The sequence below is a fragment of the Alteromonas marina genome (assembly GCF_000808575.1).
Taxonomy (GTDB): domain Bacteria; phylum Pseudomonadota; class Gammaproteobacteria; order Enterobacterales; family Alteromonadaceae; genus Alteromonas; species Alteromonas marina_A.
The window spans coordinates 87,933-110,942 of the sequence record NZ_JWLW01000015.1; the positions used below are offsets into that span (position 1 = coordinate 87,933).

Genomic DNA, 23,010 nt, shown 5'->3' on the forward strand with positions numbered 1-23,010 from the left:
TACCTTTTTCGGTTTCACAGCTTTTGAATGCATTTTGCTAACAGGCTTTATTCATGTGGGCGTATAAAAAAGACAGTTTGCTTAAACGCCCACAAAAACCTTTTCGCCCTCTACCTTCACAGCGTAAGCCGTGACGGAAACATCGTCGTGTTCTTTACACAGCCCGGTTTCTAAAAAGTAATGCTCTTTGTATAAAGGCGAAGCAACAACAGGTGCACCGCCTATCGACCCTAGAAGCCCGCGATAGAGTACGTTTGCTTTACCAATAGGGTCGTAGTTACTAATGGCGAAAACCTGAGTTTCGCCGTTTATCTTCAAACTGAAAATTGCCACTTGCTGTGAGTCGACAAGGGCGCAAACCCCACTGTTTGTCACTAAGTCGTTCGTCTCACAAACGTAGTGCCATTGCACTTGCTGTGGTTCTGACGCCATTACATTTTGCGCTGCTGACATAATTTGATTCTCCTAACAGGGTTGATAAGCCAGTGGCTATACCATAGAGACAGGAATGAACTGATCTTTACCTGCTACTTTTTCAGCTTCAGTAGCTGGGCGAACCTGGCCTCGCTCTGAAACAAACTGAATATTGGTGTCGCTAGCATTGCTGTTTACGAATTGACGGAAACGCTTGCGCGACTCTGGGTTTTCGATGGTGGTTTTCCATTCGCACTGATAAGCATCAACCACAGCATCCATCTGTGCTTCAAGCTCACCATTAATGCCAAGAGCATCGTTTATCACAACGTCTTGCAGGTAAGCTAACCCACCTTCTAAGTTGTCCATCCACACCGATGTACGCTGTAGGCGATCAGCCGTTTTCACGTAAAACATCAGCACGCGGTCGATGTACTTAATAAGGGTTTCGGTATCTAGGTCGGTGGCAAACAGGTCTGCATGTCGAGGCTTCATGCCGCCATTCCCGCAAACATACAGGTTCCAGCCTTGCTCGGTAGCAATAACGCCAATGTCTTTGCTTTGGGCTTCTGCGCACTCACGGGTACACCCCGAAACGGCAAATTTAATTTTGTGCGGTGCACGTAAGCCTTTGTAACGATTCTCTAAATCAATGGCAGTGCCAACAGAATCCTGAACACCGTAACGGCACCAGGTGCTGCCCACACACGATTTCACAGTACGCAGTGCCTTCGCGTAGGCGTGGCCGGTTTCAAAACCACCAGCGACCAGTTTTTCCCAGATATCAGGTAAGTGCTCTACGCGCGCTCCAAATAAATCAATGCGCTGACCACCTGTGATCTTGGTGTACAGGTTGTATTCTTTTGCCACTTCACCTAGCAGAATCAACTTCTCAGGCGTTATTTCGCCACCAGGTACACGCGGTACAACGGAATACGTGCCATCTTTTTGCATGTTGCCAAGGTAGATATCGTTGGTGTCTTGCAGAGGAAGATGTGAAGCCTTAAGAATGTAGTCGTTATACACCGAGGCTAAAATTGAGCCGACAGCAGGCTTACAAATTTCACACCCTAGACCTTCACCATGCTGCTCTAGTAGCTCGTCGAAGGTGCGAATGCCGTTTACCTTAACGATGTGAAAGAGTTCTTGTCGGGTGTAATTGAAGTGCTCACAAATGGCTTTCGATACTTCCACACCGCGCTTTTCAAGCTCGCTGTCTACCACATTTTTAAGTAGAGCGGCACAGCCTCCACAACCTGTACTGGCCTTAGTTTCACCTTTTACATCGCCAACGCTACAACAGCCGCCTTCAATGGCTGAAACAATGTCGCCCTTTGTCACGTTTAGACACGAACAAATAGACGCGGTGTCTGGGAGTGCATCGGCACCTAACGCCGGTGCGGCATCGGATGACGGCAGAATTAGGCTTTCTGGGTGTTCAGGTAATTCAATATTATTAAGTGCATACTGCAGGAGCGTGTCGTAGTCGCTGGTATCGCCAACGAGTACAGCACCAAGCACGTACTTTTGCTCGCTATCTACCACCAGCTTTTTATACACGCCCTCGGGCTGATTTAAGTACGTGTAGCTAAGCGCTCCGTCTGTGCGTTCATGGGCATCGCCAATTGAGCCCACTTCTACGCCCATTAGCTTGAGTTTAGTGCTCATATCTGCGCCAGCGAACTCGGCATCGCCACCTGTAATATGACTTACGGCCGTGCGTGCCATGGTGTAGCCAGGTGCAACAAGACCAAAGATTTTGTTATCCCACAGCGCACATTCACCCACAGCGTAAATGTTCGGGTCAGACGTCACGCAGTGGTTATCAATAACAATACCGCCGCGCTCACCCAGTGTTAGCGCTGACTTTCTGCCGAGCTGGTCGGAAGGTCGAATACCAGCAGAAAATAAAATCATGTCAGTTTCTAGTGCAGTGCCGTCAGCAAACACCATTTTATAGCGGCAGGTATCACCGGCCTCGATAGTTTGGGTGGCCTTTTGGGTGTGAACCGTAACACCCAATGCTTCAATTTTGTCCTTAAGAACGTTACCACCTGCTTGGTCTAGCTGTACCGCCATAAGCTGCGGGGCAAACTCAACCACGTGGGTGTCGAGACCGGCTTGTTTTAATGCGTTAGCGGCTTCTAAACCCAACAGCCCACCACCAACAACAACCCCTACTTTGCTCACCGTTGCTGATGCTTCAATAGCGAGTAGATCGTCTATAGTACGGTACACCAAGCAATGCTCTTGATCGTTGCCAGGAATGGGTGGCACAAATGGGTATGAGCCCGTAGCTAGCACAAGCTTATCGTAGCTAAACACCTGCCCTTCAGAAGTCGTCACTTTATTATTGTCACGGTCTATATCGGTAACCAAGGCATTGGTAACTACGTTTACGCCCCACTCGGCGTACTGAGCGGGTGTAGTAAGCGCTAAGTCATCAGCACTCGCGCCGCTAAAAAAAGACGACAGATAAACGCGGTCGTACGCAAGGCGTGACTCGCCGCATAAAACGGTTATTTCTACATTGGCATCGCTTTGGTGAAGCTGCTCAACAAAATGATGCCCCACCATGCCGTTGCCTACGACGACAATTTGCGTTTTTGAGTCCAATGAAGTCATGGTATTCCCCTTTTTTCGGGACAAAAAAAAGCCCGCTTCAACTTTCGTTGATGCGGGCTTCGTTGCCTATTTTGCCAACGGTTTAGGTCGGCTAACACATTTTACGGAGTGTTATAAATCACACAATTTTCAGCGATTGACACAAATCACCAAAACACACTTTACGTTTATAGTTATCCAATTTCAGTGCCAAAACCGTAAACGATTGTTTTTATTTGATTTACTAAAAAATTAGCATTATTCAGACTTCACAACTGCACCAAACAAACGCAAAACTGTGTTTACTTGGTGCATTAAGGCTTTCAAACAACTTAGGCCAGTTTATCTGTCGCTACGCGGTAGCGAGGATCTTCAACTACGTTAATTTCAACAAACTTATCGGCCTTGCGAAGCAATGAACGACATTCATCGCTGATATGACGAATGTGTAGCTTTTTACCCTGCTCTTCGTATTTGTCAGCAAGGGTATCTAGCGCATCGATACCTGATGAATCCCAAATGCGAGAGTCTTTAAAGTCAATAACTACATCGTTAGGGTCGTTGGCGATATCAAACAGGTCTTTGAAATGCGATACCGAGCCAAAGAACAGCGGGCCGTCTAGCTCATAGACTTTCCAACCGTCGTTATCGATATGGGATCTCGCTTCAATATGACGAGCGTGTTTCCATGCAAACACCAGTGCTGAAACGATAACACCCACCACAACCGCAATAGCCAGGTCAGCGATAACGGTAACGCCTGTTACTAGGAAAAGTACGAACGCATCTTCTTTGTTTACGCCGCGAATAATTCTGAATGACGCCCACTCAAATGTAGCAATAACCACCACGAACATAACGCCAACAAGGGCAGCAAGAGGAATCATTTCAATTAGCGGAGCAGCAAATAGAATAAAGCCTAATAATACAACCGCCGCGGTGATACCAGACAAGCGGCCACGGCCACCAGAGTTAATGTTAATCATACTTTGACCAATCATGGCACAACCGCCCATACCGCCAAAGAAACCGTTAACGGTATTTGCAACGCCTTGGCCAACGCACTCTTTGTTACCACGTCCGCGGGTGTCCGTCATTTCATCAATTAATGAAAGGGTAAGAAGCGATTCAATAAGACCGACCAAGCAAAGAATGACTGAGGTTGGCAGAATGATCATGAAGGTTTCCCAGGTGAACGGCACCATAGGAATAGCGAAGCTAGGAAGTTCCCCCGCTAGCGTCGCGGTATCGCGCTGGTCAGCTGGCAGCAAGTCACGAACAAAGTCGATTACAGTGCGCGCTTCAAGATCAAGACCATGTACTAACAAAGTCACCGTTACAATTGCTACAAGAGACGCCGGTACAGCTTTGGTTAGCTTAGGTAACAAATAGATAATGGCCATAGTTAACGCCACAAGCCCTAACATCCAATATAGCAGCGTACCTTCCATCCACTGCAACTCACCGGCTGCGTTAGTGACTTTGAACTGGCCTAACTGCGCCAGGAAAATAACAATCGCCAAACCATTTACGAAGCCTAGCATTACCGGATATGGCACCAGTCGAATAAACTTCCCGAGCTTGAAAATACCGCACATTATTTGCAGTAATCCAGCCAAAATAACCGCGGCAAATAAATACTGCACGCCGTGTTGGGCAACCAGTGCCACCATTACAACGGCCATGGCGCCAGTAGCACCAGAAATCATTCCTGGGCGGCCACCAATAGCGGAAGTGATCAAGCCCATCATGAAAGCCGCATAAAGACCAATCATTGGTTCTACGCCGGCTACAAATGCGAATGCTACGGCTTCAGGGACCAAGGCTAGCGCCACGGTAATACCTGATAGCACGTCGTTTTTAACGTTGCTGTCTTTACTGGTAATTAAATCGAACATGTTCTCTCAGAAGCTAGGATGTTAAACACAACAACCCACCGTGGCGTAAGCTGCGCAAAAGCAGAACACCAAGTAGGTAGGAGAATTTTTCGGCGATTCTATCACCATTGTAGCTTAAAATCTTTTAATAGATTGTTACGAACGCGAACCGTTACGTGCAGTCGTGAAGAGACAATCCTCCGTATCCACTCCTCTCATCTTTGCCTGCCAACTTTTTAAGGCCAGCTTGAGGCTTAATTAAATCGCTGATGCTGACAAATTGCCTCATACATGGCATCGTATAAGGGTTTTGGTTAACCGCGTCGTTCACTACGCTCAATTTCTAATTCGAGTCGTGACAAGACGTCGCAATAGGGCATAAGCCTTATTCAACGAGGAGTTAAAGTGGTACCTTATATTCTTACAATTTTGTGCGTGCTAGTGGCGGGCGCTATTCACTGGATGTCGCCAAAGGCTTATTGGAAAGCCACTATTATGTCGACCGCCGTTATCTTATTGTTTTCTGTAGCTGCACTATTTATTTTTAAAGCATCAGGGATGTTAGTAAGCGAACATACGGGTGAAAATGCTGATTTTTCAGGACAAATGCTAACCATCACCACAATGATTGCCTTCTTCGGTTTCTTAATATCGCTGTTTGTAGGCTGGTTTCTTCGCGTAGTCAGAAACTAATTTGGAAAGCAAAACCACATAGTTTGCGAGGCTGCACCATTTTGGCGCAGCCTCTTGCCTCTCAACTTCCCTCTTAACGCCGCTAACCTTCCCGTCCCCCCTTATAAAGTCACCTTAAGTAAAAATTCCAGTCACACCACATGCCGCGAAATGTCAGCACTCCGAGCGTTTTTGTTCACGCTAACGCTTATCTTCATCAATTCTAATAAACAGGGCATAAGTGTTGCTTGGTAGACGTATTGCTCTGCTGAGTGCAGGGGGCTAAGAGCAAAGAGTTTCAAAAAACGTTTCGCCAATAGATGCACTCATCAAGAAAAAATTCGAAACGTGTGCACCAAAGATTAGCAGGCCTTAACATGCTTCATGAACCAGAACAGACCATTGCGCTGTGTAGCGACGCTACTAAGCGCTTTTTGCTAGCGGCAAAGCACGCCGAAATAACTGTGCTTGAGCAATTATCTAGTAATTGTCGAATTGTAATTGCGGTTCGTGAGCTTATTCATGAACTGCAAAAAGAACGTGGGGCCAGCAACATCTTTCTTGCTTCAAAGGGCGAACGTTATAGTGTTGAGCGAATGCAGTATATCGGTGCTAGCGAACAAGCGGAGTCTTTGTTAAAAAGCCATTTAAAGTCCCTATACCTGACAGATGAAATCACTACGGGTAACCCGCGGTTGTTGAGCAGCATTACACTTGCTATGCAGGCGACGGACTACCTGCCCAGACTGAGAGAACAAGTAAGCAAGCAGCTGCTGACACCACTGGAATCCACCCGAGCATATAGTCGCTTAGTGGCCAGTTTACTTACTGTTATCTTTGAAGCAGCAGATATTGCAAGCGACCCAACAATAACCCGCTTACTGGTTGCTCTGTTCAATTTTATGCAGGCAAAAGAATACGCGGGGCAAGAGCGGGCGTGGGGCGCTATTGGTTTCGCAGAAACTCATTTCGATGTTCGCCTTTGTGAAAAGCTAGCCGCACTTCAGCACGCACAAGAACATCACTTCAGTATATTCTGTGAGTTTAGCTGTAAACCGCATAAAGAAGCACTAGAAGCGTTAAACAAAAGCCCTGCCGCAATCGACATAACGCAGCTTAGAAATATGATTGCACAGCTTGGTGACGGCAGTGCGATTTCAAGCGAGATCTCAGAGGTATGGTTTGATGTCGCAACACGACGCATAGATGCAATGCTGGCCATTGAAGTAGCGCTAACTGAAGCCTTAACACAGCAAGCTAACAGTAAAGTTGCTGATGCAAAAAATGAAATGGCCAACCATCAACAACTACTAACGCGCTTTAATGATGAGCACGCCAATGACGGTTCCCCCCTCACCTTATTGTTCGACCCCAGTATGCCAGGCCTTGCGGAAGACACTAAAGAAGACGAGATTAAAACGCTATCACTCAATCAGCAAACTAAAACCTTATCTGCCCATCGCTCTTTTTACGATTTATTGCGTTCACAAGCCCAGCACATAGAAGATATGGGGCGTGAACTTGAGGAAGCTAAGCGGGCAATTCAAGACCAGAAGCTGATAAGCCGGGCAAAGCTGGTTGTCATGGAACAATTTGGATTAAGCGAAAATACCGCGTATCGCCGACTGCAAAAACAAGCGATGAGCGAAAATACGACCATAGCATCTATTGCCGCTAAGGTTGTTAATATTGCAACTAAAAACTCAGCAGGAAGGTAAATGCAAGCTCAACACAAATTCAGACTTTTCGTGTAGCGCCATTTAGTAAGTTTCCACTACAGTATATTTCCATTGTATCGCTATCGCTTTATTTAAGTTCAAACACCTGCTCTACTGGAATAGCAAAATAAGCTGCTATTTTAAGAGCAATAACCACCGAAGGTGTGAAGCGCCCGGTTTCCACGGTACTTATAGTTTTTCTGGAAACACCAATCGCATCAGCTAATTCTTGCTGAGAGATTTTATGTTGCAAGCGGAGCTTATGAATATGGTTATCCAAATCTTCATTCATCTAACTCTTCCTCGCGCAATTTCCATAAAATGGATGTTCCATGGGCAGCCGCGGCTACACCAAGCAAGACTTGAAGCGCATGGGTAACGCCAAAGGGAGCCATGAGATCAGCAAACCATTTGCTATCGCCCCAAAAAGCAAGAATCATTGTGCCGAAAATTAGGATATGACAAGTAATACGCAAGCTAAATGAGCTCACATAGTCCACGTATTCATCGTCAAATGTCAGCGTCCAAAAACCCAAACGAGATATATTTTGGGCGAACTTCATTGATTTAATTCCTAATACTACGCAGTAAACAGCGCTAGCTAATGACGCCAACCCTAGTAACCAGTAAATAACTGAGTCTGTATTGTTAATCGTAGCTAATGCGGCTTTAACTAAAACAAAGAATGCTAAGGCGAGACTGACTTTACCCGTTATTGTCAAATACTCTTGTTCCGTCTCAGGTGGTACTAAAATTGATGTTGCCATTTTTAAATTCCCTATTATTAACGGCGCATTGATGCCGATTAAAGCTCACTGCGTTCTAATGTCACATATGATACCTAAACGGATCATATGTAACCCTTAGGTATCAATGATACCCAAAGGTTACATGTTTGCAAGTTTTTTATGGATTTGATTAATCAAAGCATAGTCTGAAACATTGCGTGCCAATTCGTACAAATATGTATTGCTTTCCAGTTATTTATGAACTTTCAACAAAGGCCAAACAGTAAGCCAATTCTTAGAAGCAAGTCGCTGTTTGAAAACTTCGGGTCTTGGATATTTTGGGTTAATACTTATGGTGCCTGCGAAGTTTGCTTCCAAGCCAAATGGCGCGAGTATGTCTAAATCATCATTGGCTAAAAGGCGAACTGCTACACAGGTTTCTCGTTCTATCCAATAAGAAATAGCGTCGTGGCAATTTTGATAGGGAGCGTGCTCGTGGGCTAGGTGCATCCGCGCTTGATTTTTAACTTGCCAACTAGCTTGGGGTACCATACGCGCTAGCTCGCGTTCAATGGCTTGTTCTTGTGCTTTTAGTCCTAGTTTGGCAGCTACAGAACTTGGTGAGTAAGCTTGCGGTTGAGGTGCTAATTTCAATGCATTATCGGCACCCGCAACACGTTGCGGTGGATTAACGCCACCACTAAAGTAAATCACATCAATATCATTGAGCGGAGTCGGTATAGTTCTTTCGTGTAACTCATCCCATAAGGCATTTCGAACAAAACCAGCACCAATGTACCCTTGCGGTAAATCGAGCGCTCTCAGAGCGCGAAGGCAACGCATTCTGAAAGGGTCCCGCTTGATAACGCCTTCAAGCCGTCTGCGCTTGTCCACGTTTAACCTTCGTCTTTTATACGCAGTTTGCGTTTCCACTTGATGATATAGAAGCAAAAGGCAGCCATGCTGCCACCAGCAAACCACCCTGCAATTATGTCGCTAGGCCAATGCACGCCCAATAAAATGCGGCTTAAGCCAATACAAAAGACAAGAAAGGTGGCTGCCATGTAGATCCACACTTTTACTGAAGCGTTTTGCGTGAAGTACGTCAACAAATAGGCGATATAGAAATAAACAAGCGTAGATAAGGTAGCATGTGCAGAGGGGAAGCTTTGTGTATACACACTCACATCCTGCATGGGCAGCGGAGGACGAGGCCTGTCGATGCCAGCTTTGAGTAAGAAGGTCGTTGCGATCCCCGCAGCGACAGCAATTAGAAAAGTCAGTGCCTTTTTCTTTTCACCGGCCATCGCCAAGGCTCCGGCAACTGAAATCGTGACAAAGACAAGTGCCGTATTACTGCCTAACGCGGTGATATCGCGTAGCGCGTCTTCTTTCCAAGCCGATACATTGCCTGCTTCGCTAATTACATTGAATAACGCATTGTCAAACGTAGTCAGCACGCCCATGTAGACAAACAACATCATAAGCAAAAAACCGGTGCCAAGTAGTAACACCTGAATAGAGGGTGTTTTAATGATGTCTAAGTAAGAGGCTAGCGCGCCGCTGTTTTTCGTTTCACTGCTTGTCATAAATCTACTTCCATTTAGTACAAAAAGAGCGTTATTGGTCGTGCTTGCTACCACCTAGGCAGTTTGGCGATACCATAGATTGCCCACCTCGAGCTTCCCACTCTGCAGGCGTATACGTGTGAAGTGCCAACGCATGAACAGGCCCCTGCAGTGCTTCAGCCGCAAGACCGTTAATTTCTCTGTGTCTCGCTATTAAGCGCTTGCCCTCAAAAGCATCGCTCACTACCGTTACTTTGAAATGACTCTGAGCCCCCTCTGGAACATTGTGCATAAAACTCTCATCTACAACCTCCAGAAAACTCGGGTTAAGTGCAGCTTCAATCGTAGTTTCCAGAAACGCTTTTACTTGCATTTGGCTTACCTTGTTCTGTGAATAAGATGTCGGAATGTTAGATTAATTCTACCACCGATAGGCTTAGCCGTCTTCGCAATACCATGCACATAATGACTTTGTGTTGTTCCTGCCATAATTAATACACTGCCGTGCTCAAGCACCTGTGTATACTTTTCCTTTGTTTCTTTGTGCTTAAAAACAAAGGGCCTTGCTTCACCTAAGGTGACGGATGCAATAACCGGGTTTATACCCAACTCAGGCTCATCATCTGAATGAAAGCTCATGCTATCTTGTCCGTCACGATACCAATTCGCTAACACACTGTTGAACTTTGTATTTTGGGTTGCAGCACATAACGCTTCACAACAATCCTTAATGCTTAAAAGGCTGTTCGTCCACGGATTTGGCGACATGGTTAAATTCGAATAGGTATAGGTACAATCGTCATCGCCGTGCCAGCTCTGAAGGCGGGGAATTTTTACCGGCTTGCCAAACAATCTGATCGAGTCCTGACGCCAGGGTAACTCGGCCTTCAGTAACTCAAAAAAAGTATCTGCATCATTTTTTGATAGCGCCTGTGGAAAATAAGTGACATCGCCCTCTGACAGCGGCAGCTTATGAGATGAGCTATTGTTTTCTGACGTCTCGAAAAGAGAAAACTGCATGCGTAACTATGATATTTCCGGTGATTTTAAATTTTGGCTATGGGCACTTGATCTCAAAAGTGCTTAAACACACCTTTGAAGTTCCCCCAATTACACCTTAATTACGCATGCATTGCTAATGTGGATTTTTCTGCGAGATTTAAAAGTGATTCTGCAACCAGTACATTGTTACCAACAAAAGTGCACTGCATAAGAATAACACGTTAATGGCTAGAGCCGCGTAGCTGATATGATAAGATAGGCAACGCGAACACAAACCAACTAGGCATTCCCAACAGTATGTGAATGCTTTGAGCCTTCTCAGAAAACAGACTCCAATGAATACAGAATTTATTTTTGCCGACCGACAATTCTCGCTTATTCGCTACCCTGAAAAGCACCAACACATAAGCCTTCAAGCATGGGATAGCGCTGATGAACTCGTTATTGAGCACATTGAGAGCTTATTAAGTGAAGCGTCGCTTTCAATTGGCAGCGGTGAAAATGATGGCTCAATGATCATTTTTAACGACGATTTCGGCGCGTTAGGTTGTTGGTTTTCGCATTTATCGCCTTACTGGGTATCTGATTCCTACATATCTTTGCGATCACTGTCTGAGAATTTAAAAGCCAATCATTTACTGAGTAATGCAGAAACGAGCAGTAAAAACGGTCTGCTAACCGCGCCGCTGAAAACCTTGACTAGCGTGCAAAGCTTAACGTTTAAGCCAGAAAAGGCGCCGAGTCTTGTTGTGCTGAAGGTCCCCCGCGCCCTTGCACTTCTTGAACAGCAGCTTATTGATTTACAAAAATATATAACACCTGACACGCGTGTTATCGCAACCGGTAAAGTAAAGACCATCACAAAATCCGTACTCAACCTTTTTGAACAATACATTGGCCCCACCACCACGTCCCTTGCCAAGAAGAAATCGCGGCTTGTGTTCGCTTCGCCTCGTGAGTCAATAAAACTATCTGACTCGCCCTATCCGACGCGCTGGCAGTGTAAAAGTACGATGGGAACGGCGTTAACTATAGACAATCTGGCGAATACATTTTCCCGACAGTCGTTAGATATAGGCGCACGCATTATGCTTGAACATATGACGGTGAGCGCCAATGATGTGGTGGTCGATTTAGGCTGCGGCAACGGAGTACTGGGGGTTAATGCCCTTTCTCTTGCCCCTGATGCCAAAGTAATATTTGTGGATGAGTCATATATGGCATTAGAAAGTGCCAGACTCAATGTGCTCAACAACTTCCCGGATAAAATTGATCAATGTGAGTTTGTTGCAAGTAATTGCCTTGAAACATTAATCAATAGAGAGAATAAACCTGCCGTTACCAAAATTTTGTGTAACCCACCGTTTCATCAACAAAACGCAATTACCGACCATATCGCATGGCAAATGTTTACAGATTCTCGTGAACTGCTTATCAAAAGCGGTCACTTGGTGGTAGTTGGTAATCGACACCTCGACTATCACATTAAACTTAAAAAGTTGTTTGGTGGCGCTAAGGTACTTGCGAGTGATAAAAAGTTCGTTATCTTAGGCACTGCAAAACGCTAAGCGATTAAAAAACGTGCGCGAATTAAGGAATACAATCAAAGGCATTTTTATGAAGAAAATACTTTTATCACTGCTAACCGCCATCATGCTAATTGGCAGCAGTTCACCCGTTATGGCCAAGAAAGACGATGGGTCTCAGGTTCAGCCTGATAACTATTACCCTCGGGTGAAAATAGAAACCACCATGGGCGATATTGTGGTTGAACTGGACAGAAGACGTGCGCCTATTACCGTAAATAACTTTCTTCGTTATGTTGATAAGCGCGCCTACGAAGACACCATTTTTCACCGCATCGTGCCTGGTTTTGTTGTGCAAGGTGGCGGTTATACCGCAGACTTCAACGGCAAGTCGAACTTTCCAGATATCTTCAATGAGTCTGGTAACGGTTTGACCAACGACCTGCACACCATTGCAATGGCAAGACAAAGCGACCCGCATACCGCAAACCGACAATTTTTCTTCAACGTGAATGACAACAGCAGCTTAAACCCAGGAAGAGATTGGGGCTACGCGGTTTTTGGCGTGATTGTAGAAGGCGAAGATATTGTTGATGCCATGTCGGAAGTAGAAACTGAATATTCGATTCGCCTTAACGCGAATAACGTACCCATTGAGCCCATCATTATTAAAAAGATGACCGTGTTACCGCCCTTATAGCGATTAACAGATACAAGCAGCCATAAAGAGCAATGCTTTATGGCTGTAATTCCAACCTGAACAAATGCTGTTTTGGGAAGGTTTTGTCGAAGTAAAAGCCCTGCTTGTTAAATCCTAAGCGCTGTAAAAGCTTCTGCGACGCCATATTTTCTGGGTGCGTCATGGCTGTTAAAAAACGATAGCCCTTAGACGCAGACCACGCAATAACACACTGACATGCCTCGTAACATATACCCTTACCTCTTGCTTCAGGCAGCATGGCAAAGCCTAAATCTGGACATTCAAATGCAAAGCGATTGAAGAGACCACAAACCCCTAACGGTTGTTTGGTTTCGGTTAATTCAACAGCAAGCAGGCCATACCCCCACTCTTCGCGCTGCGCATTCGTTTTGCCAATGTAATCACACGCATCGTCCACTGTATTAACGTTCTTACTTCCAATGAATTTTAGCCATAGCGGGTCCTGCTGCAGAGCGAGCACCCAATGTTTATCATTATAAGTCAGTGGCCGTAGCGTTATTTTATCGTTTGTAAAAATAGCGGTGTTTGTGTTCACACTAGTCCTTTTGGCAAAGTTTTTATGACGCGCATGTAGTGCTAGTTTTCTACCTCTGCAGGCTAATATATAGCTAGAAGTAAGACTTAAGGCAAACAATATTCCTTTGATAGAAGCCTGTCTATGTGCTCAAGGTGATCTGGGTTCACCGCTGCCGCGCGAGGGTATTTTGGGTCCGCTCTGTCATTTACTCTTGGGTGCTCCCACAACGATGTATGGACGATAAACCGCTCGGCTTCCTCTGCACCACCGTGCTCTAAGCATCCACTCAAGCATGTATCTACGTACGTTTGATGTACAGGATAGGCGTCATTTGCCTGTGCACAATCGAGTGTTTCGCAAATCCAAAAGGTAAATTGTGCAAGCACATCGTCTAGAGACTCAGACCCCTTGTGTTGATGAAAATTGAGTGCTTTAGCGCTTACTTCGACAAACCGATAGTCTTTTTCTCTCTCCTGTAAGGCAGGGTTAATTTGTGTTGGGATAAGTTGGGCGTTTAATTTGCTATGCGCATTGACCACGGCGCCAACGTAGGTCTGTTTTTCATGAAGACTACGCGTCACCCATGCCCTTTCGAAGCCAAAAACCGTCACAGGGAGCCCTTGTGTAAAAATGTTGGAGTAGCGCTCTCGGCTGTTTTTGCTTAGTAAGCTTCCATAACCTAACACCATGTGTTTTTCGGTTTGCGCGCTTAACCAATTCGCTAATTCATTCATTTTCACCTCTACTTCATAACTACTCGACATATATCATCTTAAGCATGTTTATCTTTGCAGTTTATTTGACTGGAAAAAAATCGTACTGACCACTTTCCCCTAGTATAAAAAAAGGCGATGTACTGAGAGCCCCAATACATCGCCTTGTATACCGCAGTGGAGTTGTTTAATTAAAACAACGCTCTCACACCCATAGTAAAGTTTCTACCTGGGAGCGGTGCTTGGTCTTTTAAGAAAGATGTATGAACACGAGCTTCCTCATCAGTAAGGTTTTCACCACGGGCAAACACTACCCAATCAATGCCCTGTGTGCCAAACTCATACTGCACGCTTGCGTTAACCAAGGTGTAGCCGTCGGTTGCAGTCTCAAATGACGCAACGTCGTTTTGGTCGTCATACCATGTAAAGCCTACGTCAGCACTTAAACCGTTGTTCACGTAGCTTAATTCACTACCAAAGCGCATAGGCGGCGTACGCGGAAGATTATCATCTTCTATCTCTGCACGAATATAGTCACCAAATACGGTTAAGCGTAGCGTGTCTGTTAAATCAACGTAAGTTTCTGCTTCGAAGCCCCAAATGTCGGCGTCAGCTTGTTGGAAGTAATAGATAGGCAAGCCGTCTTCATCGCCGTGCTCGTCGTGTTCGTGTTCTTCGTGCTCGCCTTCTAGCTCTTCTTCCTCATGCTCGCCGTGCTCTTCATGCTCACTAAGTGCAATTAAACCCGTGCTTGTTTGGAAGATATAGTCATCTGCCTGATTGTAGAAGAAGGACGCACTGTAGCCCCAGCTTCCGGTAAACTTACGGAAAGTAATATCCAAGTTGGTGCTAACTTCCTCGTTAACACTTCTTAAGTCTTCTTCAATATGGCCTTCCTCGTCCATATCAAATACTAGACCTACTTCGTAGCTTTGGGTTGCTAAGTGCTGGCCTGCAGAAAAGAGTTCTTGCTGGCTAGGCGCGCGTTCGCTGCGTGATAAAGTCACTGCAATAGAGTGGCCTTCCTGGTATTCCCAGTTAGCGCCCGCTGAAAGCGACAGGCTGGTGAAGTCATAATCAGGGAAGTTGAAAGCAACAGCGTGCTCTTCATGTTCTTCACCCTCATGCTCTTCATCGTGCTCTTCGCCTTCGTGTTCTTCGCCTTCATGATCTTCATGTAAAACGTTAAGTTCCACTTCGCTGGCATCAGCGTCTAATGTCGTTCGCTCTAGTCGGCCGCCAAGCTCAAAGGTTACATCCCCTACCTTCTTTTGTTCTATAAGATAAAGTGCGTAGCTTGATGTGGTATTAGCGGGGGTAAAGGCTTCTTCGCCTACGGCATTGTAATCGCTATGATTAAACTGTAGCCCGAATACGCCGTGCCAGCCGTTCACTTCTTCGTGATAAGCAGACAGGCGAATGTCGCTCGATTCATTTGTGAATACAGTGCCTGGCTCACCGTCTTCAATCTCAGCATGCTCGTAATCAGTGTAAGCTGCCGCAAATTTAAGGTTAGTTAGCCCTTCAAACGGTGAATGCCATTCACCGGCTGCTTGATAGCGAGTCATATCTACATCAAGTAGCACACCCTCTTCGCCATGGTCGTGTTCTTCGTGCTCTTCATCCTCATGCTCTTCGTCATGTTCATCATGCTCTTCTTCACCGTGAGCATGGCTGTGGCCTGGCACCCCATATTCGTTGTCTAACTTCTCAACCGCGAAACCGAAGTAGCCTTCTTCGGCTACGTAAGATAAACCTGCGACGACGTTGCGGGTCTCCATGGCACTGCTTTCTAATTCACCGTTTGGCTCATCTTCATCGGGGTCGATAGATGCGAAGCCTGGGATGTCAGCATTGTCTGTGTCGCGATAAAAGCCATCTACATGCCATACGATATTACCGCTTCCGCCAGTTACATCAGCACGGGTATAAGAACCATCATTTACTGTGCTGTAGCTGGTCTCGGCTTCGCCTTCTACGCCGTCTATCTGATACTGAGGAATACGTTTGTCAACCACGTTCACCACGCCACCAATAGCGCCACTGCCGTATTGAAGCGTCGCAGGACCGCGAAGCACTTCCACCTGGGTTGCGCTAGAAAGCGTAGCCGCTACGTTGTGGTCTGGGCCAACGCGAGATACGTCAGAAACATCCAAACCGTTTTGAACAATCTTGACACGCGGGCCATCGTTACCGCGAATAACTGGGCTGCTTGAAACCGGGCCAAAATAAGTGCTGTGCACACCAGGCGCGTTTTTTAGGGTTTCCCCTAAGGTTGGTGCTTCTATTTTACGTAATTTTTCAGCACCAATTACGGTCACTGGCGTAACAGATTCCAGTACTGATGATTGAAGCGCATTGGCGGTAACCACGATATTTTCGACGGATGCAGGCTTTAAAACGAAGTCTACATTTTGATCCGTATTTACGTCGCCTAAGTCGTTATCACCATGGATGTAGTTTGAAGAATAAACATGTAAATGAATATGTGGCTGCTTAACATCGTCAAAACGGTAAACACCATTTACATCGGTGTATGCTACACGGCGGCTGCCTTCAATTTTTACTTCAGCCCCTGCGACAGGTTGCCCTGCCGTGTCGGTGACTTTTCCCGTTACTGTGGTGGCATACACAGGCGCACTTAACAGCCCTGCTATGGACAAACTTAGCAGCGAACGCATTTTCATGGTATTCCTCTGAGGATGTTATAACATTATTTAGTGATGTTATAACATTCTTCAGCATTGACCTGCTCATGTCAACAGCAGGTCAACGTAACTTACCCGTTATCTAACGTTATTTAATGCTTTGTGACTATTTAAGTGCAAAGTCAGCACTTTTCTAACCCATAAGTAATAAAAAGGCTTTAAGCTCTGCTTACCGTGAAGTTGATCACCTCTTGTATGTGCGACGCATTGGTTTTTAGCATAAGCAATCGGTCGATACCCAGCGCCACACCTGAACACGGTGGCAATCCGGCATCAAGCGCGCTTAGAAAGTTTTCATCAATGGGCTTTGCAGGTAAACCCGTTTCTTTGCGTTTCTCGTTATCAGTTTCAAAGCGCTCACGCTGCTCTTTTGCCGCACTTAACTCATGGAAACCGTTAGCAAGTTCAGCGCCTTGGTAATACACCTCAAAGCGTTCGGCAACCCGTTCATCAGCGGAGCTTAGCTTGGCAAGCGCCGCTTGAGAAGCAGGGAAATCGTAGATGAAGCACGGTTTTTCGTTACCGATTTTAGGTTCGATTACATAGCTGAATAACAATTGTAACTTGCTGTCATAGCTTAGATTTTGCGGCGCATGAATATCTATGTTCTGCTCTTCCATTGCCTTTAGCAAAACGTCGTTATCAGCACTTAATGGGTCAATTTTTAAATAGGTTTGAAAAGCTTGCTGATAGGTCATTTTATCGGCAGAGGCAGTGTTTAACGTTTCTTGCAGTAAGGCGTCAACCTCGTCCATTAACGCGAAATGATCAAAGCCTAGGCGATACCACTCTAGCATAGTGAACTCTGGGTTATGCCAACGCCCTTCTCCTTCGTGGCGAAACGCTTTACATACTTGATAAATACTCCCGCTGTCAGCACATAATAAACGCTTCATGGCATATTCAGGGGAAGTTTGAAGATACAGCGTCGTAGGCTTACCCGATGAGGCACAGTTGAATTGCGTGTCGAACGCATCTAAATGTTCGTCGGTGACCGTGCCGTTTGAAAGTAAAGGCGTATCAACCTCTAACACGTTTCTTGCGTAAAAAAACTCACGGATTGTTCTGAGTAATTCTGCTCGCGCAACACGGGCTTCATAAGTGGTAGTAGGCTGCCAAGATTGCATGTATTCAAACCTAAGAAGAATAGCTAAAACAAAAAACCGGCACACAAAGGCACCGGCTTTACACGTAAACAGAATGCGCTTAATACCAATCCGCATAGATCATTGCCCACTCAGAAGGCGCTGGCAAGCTTCATAGCGAAGCGTGGGAATGCAGGAATGGTTGTTCCCTTTCAAATTCCCAGAATGAAGCTAGGAAGCTTGCCAGACCTTCCCGAAGGGCGAGTTTAAAATGTCCGTACTCTTTGTTGTGTCACCTTGATGTAGAACCACTATACCTGCGGCAACACGCCGCGATTACGAACATTTTAACTCTCGCTGAGTGGGTAATTATCTATGCGGACTGGTATAAGATATTATTTTTGTGCGCGAGACACGTATTCGCCAGAGCGCGTATCTACACGGATAACTTCGCCTGTTTGAACGAATAGAGGAACGCGAACAACTGCACCAGTGCTAAGCGTTGCTGGCTTACCGCCTGTACCCGCTGTATCACCTTTAAGACCAGGATCAGTTTCAGTGATCTCTAGCTCAACAAAGTTTGGTGGCGTAACCGTGATAGGTGAACCGTTCCACAATGTAATGGTACAAACGTCGTTTTCTACCAACCACTTTTTATTCTCACCCACTGCTTTTTCGTCTGCAGCGATTTGTTCGAATGTATCGTTGTTCATAAAGTGGTAGAATTCGCCGTCGGTGTACAAGTAGGCAAGCTCCGTATCCATTACGTCAGCGCCTTCTACTGATTCACCTGAGCGGAAAGTTTTCTCTAAAACTTTACCTGAAATAAGCTTGCGGATTTTTACGCGGTTAAACGCTTGGCCCTTACCCGGCTTTACGTATTCGTTTTCTAGAATGTTGCAAGGTTCGCCGTCCAGCATGATTTTCAGGCCGCCTTTGAACTCGTTAGTGCTGTAATTAGCCATAATTCCTCTGTCTAAACATAAGGTACAAAAAGTTTCGTGGAACAAATAATACCTAAAAAACCGATTTCTGTAGAGCATAACTGGCAAAAAGAATTAGCAAGTAGCTTTACCGATCCTGCAAAGCTGTTGCAACACTTAGGTTTAGACCAAGAAAAATACGCCCAACACATTAAAGCGCGTCGACTTTTTCCTATGCGTGTTCCACGACATTTTGTGGATCTGATGGAGAAAGGCAATCCACACGACCCGCTTTTTTTACAAGTCATGCCGCTCAGCGATGAATTCCTAACATCACCCGGTTATAGCGAAGACCCGTTAGACGAGCACGACACCGCAGGCAAAGGCATACTGCACAAATACGATTCTCGCGTGTTGTTAATGGTTCGCACCGGCTGTGCAGTAAACTGCCGGTACTGTTTTCGCCGCCATTTTCCTTACGCCGACAATGCGGTAAGTAAGCACCAATGGCTTGATGTGCTTGAATACCTTCGCAGTAATAACAAAATTAATGAAGTGATTTTTTCAGGTGGCGACCCACTGATGGCGAAAGACGATCATCTGTCGTGGCTAGCCAACGAAATTGCCGCTATTGCCCATATAAAGCGCCTGCGTATTCATAGCCGCCTCCCCGTGGTACTGCCAGAACGAATTAGCCATGACTTTGTTGAATGGTTTACCGCATTGCCGCTTCAAAAAGTATTGGTGCTGCATGCAAACCACGCGAATGAGATGTCAGAAACGCTAAAATCCCGATTAAACACATTACGAGAGAGAGGTGTGACCCTGCTCAATCAGTCGGTATTGCTAAAAGGCGTAAACGATTCCGGTGATGCCATAAGTGACTTAAGTGAAACGCTGTTTGAAGCTGGAGTACTGCCCTATTACTTGCACGTGTTAGATAAAGTGCAGGGTGCGAGTCATTTTTATGTGAGTGATGATGAAGGTCGTCGAATCATGAAAGAAGCGATAAAGCGCCTGCCGGGCTTCTTGGTGCCAAAACTGGTGAGAGAAATTGGCGGTCAACCCGGCAAAACGCCTATCGACTTACATTTGCATCCGTAACCTACGCGTAGGTATCAATGTTGGCGCCTAACGCGGGGTTTGAAGATGACGTTTTTGGTACGTCAGCGGCTGATTCCAGCAGCTGAAGCGACGCTTTTCCCTCTTGCTCTTGCTGGCTTTTTGCCAACTTAAGAGAGGCCAACTCAAGTGACGCACCGGACGTTCCAGAGGCACTAGCACCTTGTAGATCCATACCATTTTCCTTTGTTGCTTGTAGCAAAGTAAAAAAATGGGCAGAATTGCCCACCCTTACGGCGTGTTGTCCATTACATAAAAAGCAAGCGGCTTAATTGCCCGCAGACTTCGTAATATACAACTGACTTCAGGTTATCGGCCTTGAAAGGCGAAACTTTAATCATTATTTACCGTGATACATACGGCGTAGCATAAATGATAGCTGCGCAATATATATCAACATTAAGTGTGCGACTAACACGTGCACCGGATTACATTAGAAACAAAAGGCGTGACCATGCAACAGAGCCAAGAGATGCAAGCTGTCCATCAACAACTTCAAGAAACACTTCAAACGCTGCACCGCAAAGCTGTTGATGCCGACCAAATACTAGATAGTTTACAGCGCGATCAAAAAGGGAAGTTTGCAGCCGTTTTCGCAGATGACAGTGGGTTTAGCACATCAGCAAAACGCTTTGGTCCATATGTTCAAGAGATTGCAAATGACTGGCAATCGCTAAAGGAACTGGATGATGATGCGGCCAAACAAGCCCTAGCGCCATTAGTTAAAAAGATAGAACTGGCGCTGGTGACCATTGCGCAATTTCAGCAATCACTGTCTAAAAACTAGTACGCGCAGATAGAGATATATAAAGGAAAGCCCGCTTTATTCGCGGGCTTTATTGTATTTTCTGCTTTCTGACAGCGCACTCTTCCACGCCTTACTGATTATTTTTGATAAAGCGGCAACAAACCAATTCTCCGCTTAATTTCCTGCACTTCTTTTAAGTACGCTTTACTGTCCACCCGCTGATACTGCTCGGTAAACGCTTGCTTACTTAAGCCTTCGGGAAGGCCTTCAATAGGCGGGATGATTTCAAGTTCACTTTGAATGCGCGCAATCGCGTTTTGCACTTCCATCGCAGTATTTGGATGGGTAGCAACCTTTGCAAACTCAGTACCCGACATATCTGCCGCTAAGTCTACAAAACTATAGCCCGAACCACCGTTGCCCCGGTCCATTAGTTCTTTAAACTCGCCAATTGCTAAGGACATACCTTGTTCAGCCATTAACTCTAATGCAGCAGAAATAATGAAGTGACGAGCCAAATCGTTGCGTTTGTGCAGCACAGCACCTCTGCGAGGCTTTAACGCCTTTTCGGAATCTGGCTGTATGTCGCCCACCAGAGCCCCAACACGATGATGCCCAACGTAAACCGCTAAAGCGAGGATTACCGCATTATTATGCAGTACTGCATCATCAGGGGATTGGCTTTGCTCTCTCGCTCGTGCCATCCCTTCGCGCAAGTATTCAATAAGGGATACAGGTTTACTTGATAAGGCTATTTCTCTGCCAGACAAATAACGTAAATAGTACGCAGATAACTGCTGAAGCTCGGTCTGTTCGCTTACCGACATATTCGACGCCACCACGTTTAACTCGCTTAGCAGCTCATCTAATCGCCCGACATCTAAAGTAAGCTCACCGCTTCGCATGGTTACACGTTCCACCCTCGATAACGCAATGGTGGCTATTTTTGATTGCGTATAAGAGTTCACCGTACGCTCTAAAAACCCAAGTAAAAAACGACCCGGAATGGTTAAGTCACCAACTTGGACTTGCTCTATACGCAAGCTATCTCCAGGCAGCACTAGCGCTGACGCATTTACGTAATACCCCGTATTGTTGATAGCGTAAGTGACATTAATGGTTCCCGCCACCGGCGTAATATTCACTACGCCCTTAAAATCAGGTAAAGCACGCTGTAACACACCCACTAAGCTTTCGACTTGGGTTTCGGTGAGCGTAACTTGATGCCCCTCTTCTCGGCGGGAAAACGCCTGTTGCAGCTGACCGAGGAGTTCATTAACGCTATCAGCACCATCTAGCTGCGTGGGCGCTGTCGATGCGACTAATGGCGCTTTTTGCACAGCCATAACCGTAATCGTAGCAACGCTTACTACAAGCAGAACAACAATGATGGCAAGAGTAATCAAAAGCCATTTTACGCTACGCAAAATCATGAGAAATCAGCTGTACCTGTCATTACAATGAATAAGAAATAAGTTAGCGCCCCTGGCGTTCTTTGCTGTAAAACAAAGAAAGTTACGCCCTAACGTGCTGGTTATACTACGTTATCTATTTTCGCGCCACCAGTGACAAGTGGCACGACAAGTCGGCAATTAACCTCCACCGCATTCGCTAAAAAACGAGTTCGCAGTCCACCCAGTCTTTCAAGCTTTTATACCCCACTGTGGCACCAGACAAGTCATGATGTTTCGACAAATCCGTGGGTATCACAACGCAGGCTAGGTTTGCAGCAAGTGCTGCTGTCATGCCGGTTTGCGTGTCTTCAATTGCCACACATTCACCTGGTATTTTTCCTAGCTTGTCCATTGCAAGCGCGTAACAATCAGGTGCTGGTTTGCTGTTTTCGACATCTTCCACGGCAACCACGCAAGAAATATAAGCACTTAAACCATACTGAGATAAGGTTTTTTCCACCGAATTTTTACTTCCCCCTGTCACAATCCCAATGGTGTAACCTTTGTTTGCACAATGTTCAATGGTTTCTTTAGCAAACGGCATTAAGGGAAAAGCTTGCTTATCTAAGTAGTCGCTAATGCTTTTGTGTTTTTGCTGTGCTAGCTGCTGCGGCGCTATACTAATATTAAAATGTTCGACGAGATCGACAGCATTTTGCTTTACAGGAATACCCGCCATCACTTCACAATAAAAATCCTCGCTCAGTTCAACATCGTACTTCAGCAAAATGTCTTTCCACAGGTCAAAATGTACGGATTCTGAGTCAATAAGGGTACCGTCGTGATCAAATAACAGCGTTGTGGTTTTATCGCTTACCGCTAACTGGCGGGCTGATGAAGAAACTGGGTTCAATGTCAAAATAAACCTCCTTGCTAGTTCAATACCGGTTTTGAAAATATATTAGATGTC

General features: G+C 45.7%; 23 protein-coding genes. 6 read left to right on the forward strand and 17 right to left on the reverse strand.

The annotated features are described in order from the left end of the window. Positions 1-81 precede the first annotated feature (81 nt). The 3 genes from nirD to RJ41_RS09780 form a co-directional block, all read right to left on the reverse strand. Positions 82-453, reverse strand: a complete 372-nt coding sequence (gene nirD, locus RJ41_RS09770; protein WP_014975661.1) for a nitrite reductase small subunit NirD — start codon at positions 451-453, stop codon at positions 82-84. A 36-nt stretch (positions 454-489) separates the two neighbouring features. After that, positions 490-3,039: a nitrite reductase large subunit NirB gene (nirB, locus tag RJ41_RS09775; RefSeq protein WP_039219937.1), complete on the reverse strand. Its 2,550-nt coding sequence runs from the start codon at positions 3,037-3,039 to the stop codon at positions 490-492. A 311-nt stretch (positions 3,040-3,350) separates the two neighbouring features. Beyond that, complete coding sequence (locus tag RJ41_RS09780) at positions 3,351-4,916, reverse strand: SulP family inorganic anion transporter (protein ID WP_014978293.1); 1,566 nt, start codon at positions 4,914-4,916, stop codon at positions 3,351-3,353. Positions 4,917-5,300: 384 nt separating this feature from the next. Here RJ41_RS09780 and RJ41_RS09785 point away from each other — a divergent pair, with 384 nt between their 5' ends. Next, complete coding sequence (locus tag RJ41_RS09785; RefSeq protein WP_014948232.1) at positions 5,301-5,588, forward strand: hypothetical protein; 288 nt, start codon at positions 5,301-5,303, stop codon at positions 5,586-5,588. A 356-nt stretch (positions 5,589-5,944) separates the two neighbouring features. Next, positions 5,945-7,285 carry a nitrate regulatory protein gene (locus tag RJ41_RS09790; protein WP_039220008.1) on the forward strand — a complete coding sequence of 447 codons (1,341 nt, stop codon included), beginning with the start codon at positions 5,945-5,947 and terminating at the stop codon, positions 7,283-7,285. Positions 7,286-7,373: 88 nt separating this feature from the next. Here the strand turns inward: RJ41_RS09790 and RJ41_RS09795 are convergent, their stop codons facing one another. The 6 genes from RJ41_RS09795 to RJ41_RS09820 all read right to left on the reverse strand — a co-directional run bounded on the left by RJ41_RS09795 (position 7,374) and on the right by RJ41_RS09820 (position 10,601). Continuing rightward, positions 7,374-7,577: a helix-turn-helix transcriptional regulator gene (locus RJ41_RS09795; protein WP_039219941.1), complete on the reverse strand. Its 204-nt coding sequence runs from the start codon at positions 7,575-7,577 to the stop codon at positions 7,374-7,376. Then, a complete protein-coding gene (locus tag RJ41_RS09800) occupies positions 7,570-8,052 on the reverse strand; it encodes a hypothetical protein (protein ID WP_039219943.1) in 483 nt (160 codons plus the stop codon). The genes RJ41_RS09795 and RJ41_RS09800 overlap by 8 nt, the downstream gene beginning before the upstream one ends. Positions 8,053-8,265: 213 nt before the next feature. Further along, on the reverse strand, positions 8,266-8,856 hold the full coding sequence (locus RJ41_RS09805) for a nucleotidyltransferase family protein (RefSeq protein WP_052235446.1): 591 nt from the start codon (positions 8,854-8,856) through the stop codon (positions 8,266-8,268). Positions 8,857-8,909: 53 nt separating this feature from the next. After that, positions 8,910-9,602, reverse strand: a complete 693-nt coding sequence (locus RJ41_RS09810) for a phosphatase PAP2 family protein (protein ID WP_039219949.1) — start codon at positions 9,600-9,602, stop codon at positions 8,910-8,912. A gap of 31 nt (positions 9,603-9,633) precedes the next feature. Beyond that, positions 9,634-9,954: a BolA family protein gene (locus RJ41_RS09815; RefSeq protein ID WP_014975655.1), complete on the reverse strand. Its 321-nt coding sequence runs from the start codon at positions 9,952-9,954 to the stop codon at positions 9,634-9,636. Between the two features lie 5 nt (positions 9,955-9,959). Beyond that, positions 9,960-10,601, reverse strand: coding sequence for an alpha-ketoglutarate-dependent dioxygenase AlkB family protein (locus tag RJ41_RS09820; protein WP_039219952.1), 642 nt, complete (start codon positions 10,599-10,601; stop codon positions 9,960-9,962). 317 nt (positions 10,602-10,918) lie between these two features. On the opposite strand from RJ41_RS09820, the gene RJ41_RS09825 reads away from it, so the two are divergent. Both RJ41_RS09825 and RJ41_RS09830 read left to right on the forward strand, forming a co-directional pair. Next, a complete protein-coding gene (locus RJ41_RS09825) occupies positions 10,919-12,151 on the forward strand; it encodes a methyltransferase (RefSeq protein ID WP_039219955.1) in 1,233 nt (410 codons plus the stop codon). A gap of 49 nt (positions 12,152-12,200) precedes the next feature. Further along, on the forward strand, positions 12,201-12,809 hold the full coding sequence (locus RJ41_RS09830) for a peptidylprolyl isomerase (protein WP_084081835.1): 609 nt from the start codon (positions 12,201-12,203) through the stop codon (positions 12,807-12,809). A gap of 37 nt (positions 12,810-12,846) precedes the next feature. Here RJ41_RS09830 and RJ41_RS09835 read toward each other — a convergent pair whose 3' ends face one another. From RJ41_RS09835 to efp, 5 genes are all read right to left on the reverse strand, one after another. Further along, positions 12,847-13,365: a GNAT family N-acetyltransferase gene (locus tag RJ41_RS09835; protein WP_039219958.1), complete on the reverse strand. Its 519-nt coding sequence runs from the start codon at positions 13,363-13,365 to the stop codon at positions 12,847-12,849. A gap of 86 nt (positions 13,366-13,451) precedes the next feature. Further along, positions 13,452-14,081, reverse strand: coding sequence for a hypothetical protein (locus RJ41_RS09840; protein ID WP_039220013.1), 630 nt, complete (start codon positions 14,079-14,081; stop codon positions 13,452-13,454). Between the two features lie 170 nt (positions 14,082-14,251). Next, positions 14,252-16,747 (reverse strand): TonB-dependent receptor, encoded by a 2,496-nt coding sequence (locus tag RJ41_RS09845; RefSeq protein ID WP_039219961.1) that lies wholly within the window; start codon positions 16,745-16,747, stop codon positions 14,252-14,254. 179 nt (positions 16,748-16,926) lie between these two features. Beyond that, positions 16,927-17,916 (reverse strand): elongation factor P--(R)-beta-lysine ligase, encoded by a 990-nt coding sequence (gene epmA, locus RJ41_RS09850; RefSeq protein WP_420805497.1) that lies wholly within the window; start codon positions 17,914-17,916, stop codon positions 16,927-16,929. A 332-nt stretch (positions 17,917-18,248) separates the two neighbouring features. Then, a complete protein-coding gene (gene efp / locus RJ41_RS09855) occupies positions 18,249-18,818 on the reverse strand; it encodes an elongation factor P (RefSeq protein WP_014975647.1) in 570 nt (189 codons plus the stop codon). 36 nt (positions 18,819-18,854) lie between these two features. On the opposite strand from efp, the gene epmB reads away from it, so the two are divergent. Continuing rightward, a complete protein-coding gene (gene epmB, locus RJ41_RS09860) occupies positions 18,855-19,880 on the forward strand; it encodes an EF-P beta-lysylation protein EpmB (protein ID WP_039219964.1) in 1,026 nt (341 codons plus the stop codon). A 1-nt stretch (position 19,881) separates the two neighbouring features. Here epmB and RJ41_RS09865 read toward each other — a convergent pair whose 3' ends face one another. After that, positions 19,882-20,073, reverse strand: a complete 192-nt coding sequence (locus RJ41_RS09865; RefSeq protein WP_014978283.1) for a hypothetical protein — start codon at positions 20,071-20,073, stop codon at positions 19,882-19,884. 279 nt (positions 20,074-20,352) lie between these two features. Here RJ41_RS09865 and priC point away from each other — a divergent pair, with 279 nt between their 5' ends. Next, the gene (gene priC / locus RJ41_RS09870; RefSeq protein WP_052235442.1) at positions 20,353-20,685 is read left to right on the forward strand and encodes a primosomal replication protein PriC; all 333 of its coding nucleotides are present in this window, start codon (positions 20,353-20,355) and stop codon (positions 20,683-20,685) included. A 98-nt stretch (positions 20,686-20,783) separates the two neighbouring features. Here the strand turns inward: priC and RJ41_RS09875 are convergent, their stop codons facing one another. Both RJ41_RS09875 and RJ41_RS09880 read right to left on the reverse strand, forming a co-directional pair. After that, positions 20,784-22,079, reverse strand: coding sequence for a YfiM family lipoprotein (locus RJ41_RS09875; RefSeq protein WP_039219968.1), 1,296 nt, complete (start codon positions 22,077-22,079; stop codon positions 20,784-20,786). Between the two features lie 178 nt (positions 22,080-22,257). Beyond that, positions 22,258-22,959, reverse strand: coding sequence for an HAD family hydrolase (locus RJ41_RS09880; RefSeq protein ID WP_039219970.1), 702 nt, complete (start codon positions 22,957-22,959; stop codon positions 22,258-22,260). Positions 22,960-23,010: the final 51 nt, after the last annotated feature.

What these genes read in the sequence shown, in the direction of transcription:
- nirD (WP_014975661.1), bottom strand. Translation starts at nt 453, where the DNA reads ATGTCAGCAGCGCAAAATGTAATGGCGTCAGAACCACAGCAAGTGCAA.
- nirB (WP_039219937.1), bottom strand. Translation starts at nt 3,039, where the DNA reads ATGACTTCATTGGACTCAAAAACGCAAATTGTCGTCGTAGGCAACGGC.
- RJ41_RS09780 (WP_014978293.1), bottom strand. Translation starts at nt 4,916, where the DNA reads ATGTTCGATTTAATTACCAGTAAAGACAGCAACGTTAAAAACGACGTG.
- RJ41_RS09790 (WP_039220008.1), top strand. Translation starts at nt 5,945, where the DNA reads ATGCTTCATGAACCAGAACAGACCATTGCGCTGTGTAGCGACGCTACT.
- RJ41_RS09795 (WP_039219941.1), bottom strand. Translation starts at nt 7,577, where the DNA reads ATGAATGAAGATTTGGATAACCATATTCATAAGCTCCGCTTGCAACAT.
- RJ41_RS09800 (WP_039219943.1), bottom strand. Translation starts at nt 8,052, where the DNA reads ATGGCAACATCAATTTTAGTACCACCTGAGACGGAACAAGAGTATTTG.
- RJ41_RS09805 (WP_052235446.1), bottom strand. Translation starts at nt 8,856, where the DNA reads ATGCGTTGCCTTCGCGCTCTGAGAGCGCTCGATTTACCGCAAGGGTAC.
- RJ41_RS09810 (WP_039219949.1), bottom strand. Translation starts at nt 9,602, where the DNA reads ATGACAAGCAGTGAAACGAAAAACAGCGGCGCGCTAGCCTCTTACTTA.
- RJ41_RS09815 (WP_014975655.1), bottom strand. Translation starts at nt 9,954, where the DNA reads ATGCAAGTAAAAGCGTTTCTGGAAACTACGATTGAAGCTGCACTTAAC.
- RJ41_RS09820 (WP_039219952.1), bottom strand. Translation starts at nt 10,601, where the DNA reads ATGCAGTTTTCTCTTTTCGAGACGTCAGAAAACAATAGCTCATCTCAT.
- RJ41_RS09825 (WP_039219955.1), top strand. Translation starts at nt 10,919, where the DNA reads ATGAATACAGAATTTATTTTTGCCGACCGACAATTCTCGCTTATTCGC.
- RJ41_RS09830 (WP_084081835.1), top strand. Translation starts at nt 12,201, where the DNA reads ATGAAGAAAATACTTTTATCACTGCTAACCGCCATCATGCTAATTGGC.
- RJ41_RS09840 (WP_039220013.1), bottom strand. Translation starts at nt 14,081, where the DNA reads ATGAATGAATTAGCGAATTGGTTAAGCGCGCAAACCGAAAAACACATG.
- RJ41_RS09845 (WP_039219961.1), bottom strand. Translation starts at nt 16,747, where the DNA reads ATGAAAATGCGTTCGCTGCTAAGTTTGTCCATAGCAGGGCTGTTAAGT.
- efp (WP_014975647.1), bottom strand. Translation starts at nt 18,818, where the DNA reads ATGGCTAATTACAGCACTAACGAGTTCAAAGGCGGCCTGAAAATCATG.
- RJ41_RS09865 (WP_014978283.1), bottom strand. Translation starts at nt 20,073, where the DNA reads ATGGATCTACAAGGTGCTAGTGCCTCTGGAACGTCCGGTGCGTCACTT.
- priC (WP_052235442.1), top strand. Translation starts at nt 20,353, where the DNA reads ATGCAACAGAGCCAAGAGATGCAAGCTGTCCATCAACAACTTCAAGAA.
- RJ41_RS09875 (WP_039219968.1), bottom strand. Translation starts at nt 22,079, where the DNA reads ATGATTTTGCGTAGCGTAAAATGGCTTTTGATTACTCTTGCCATCATT.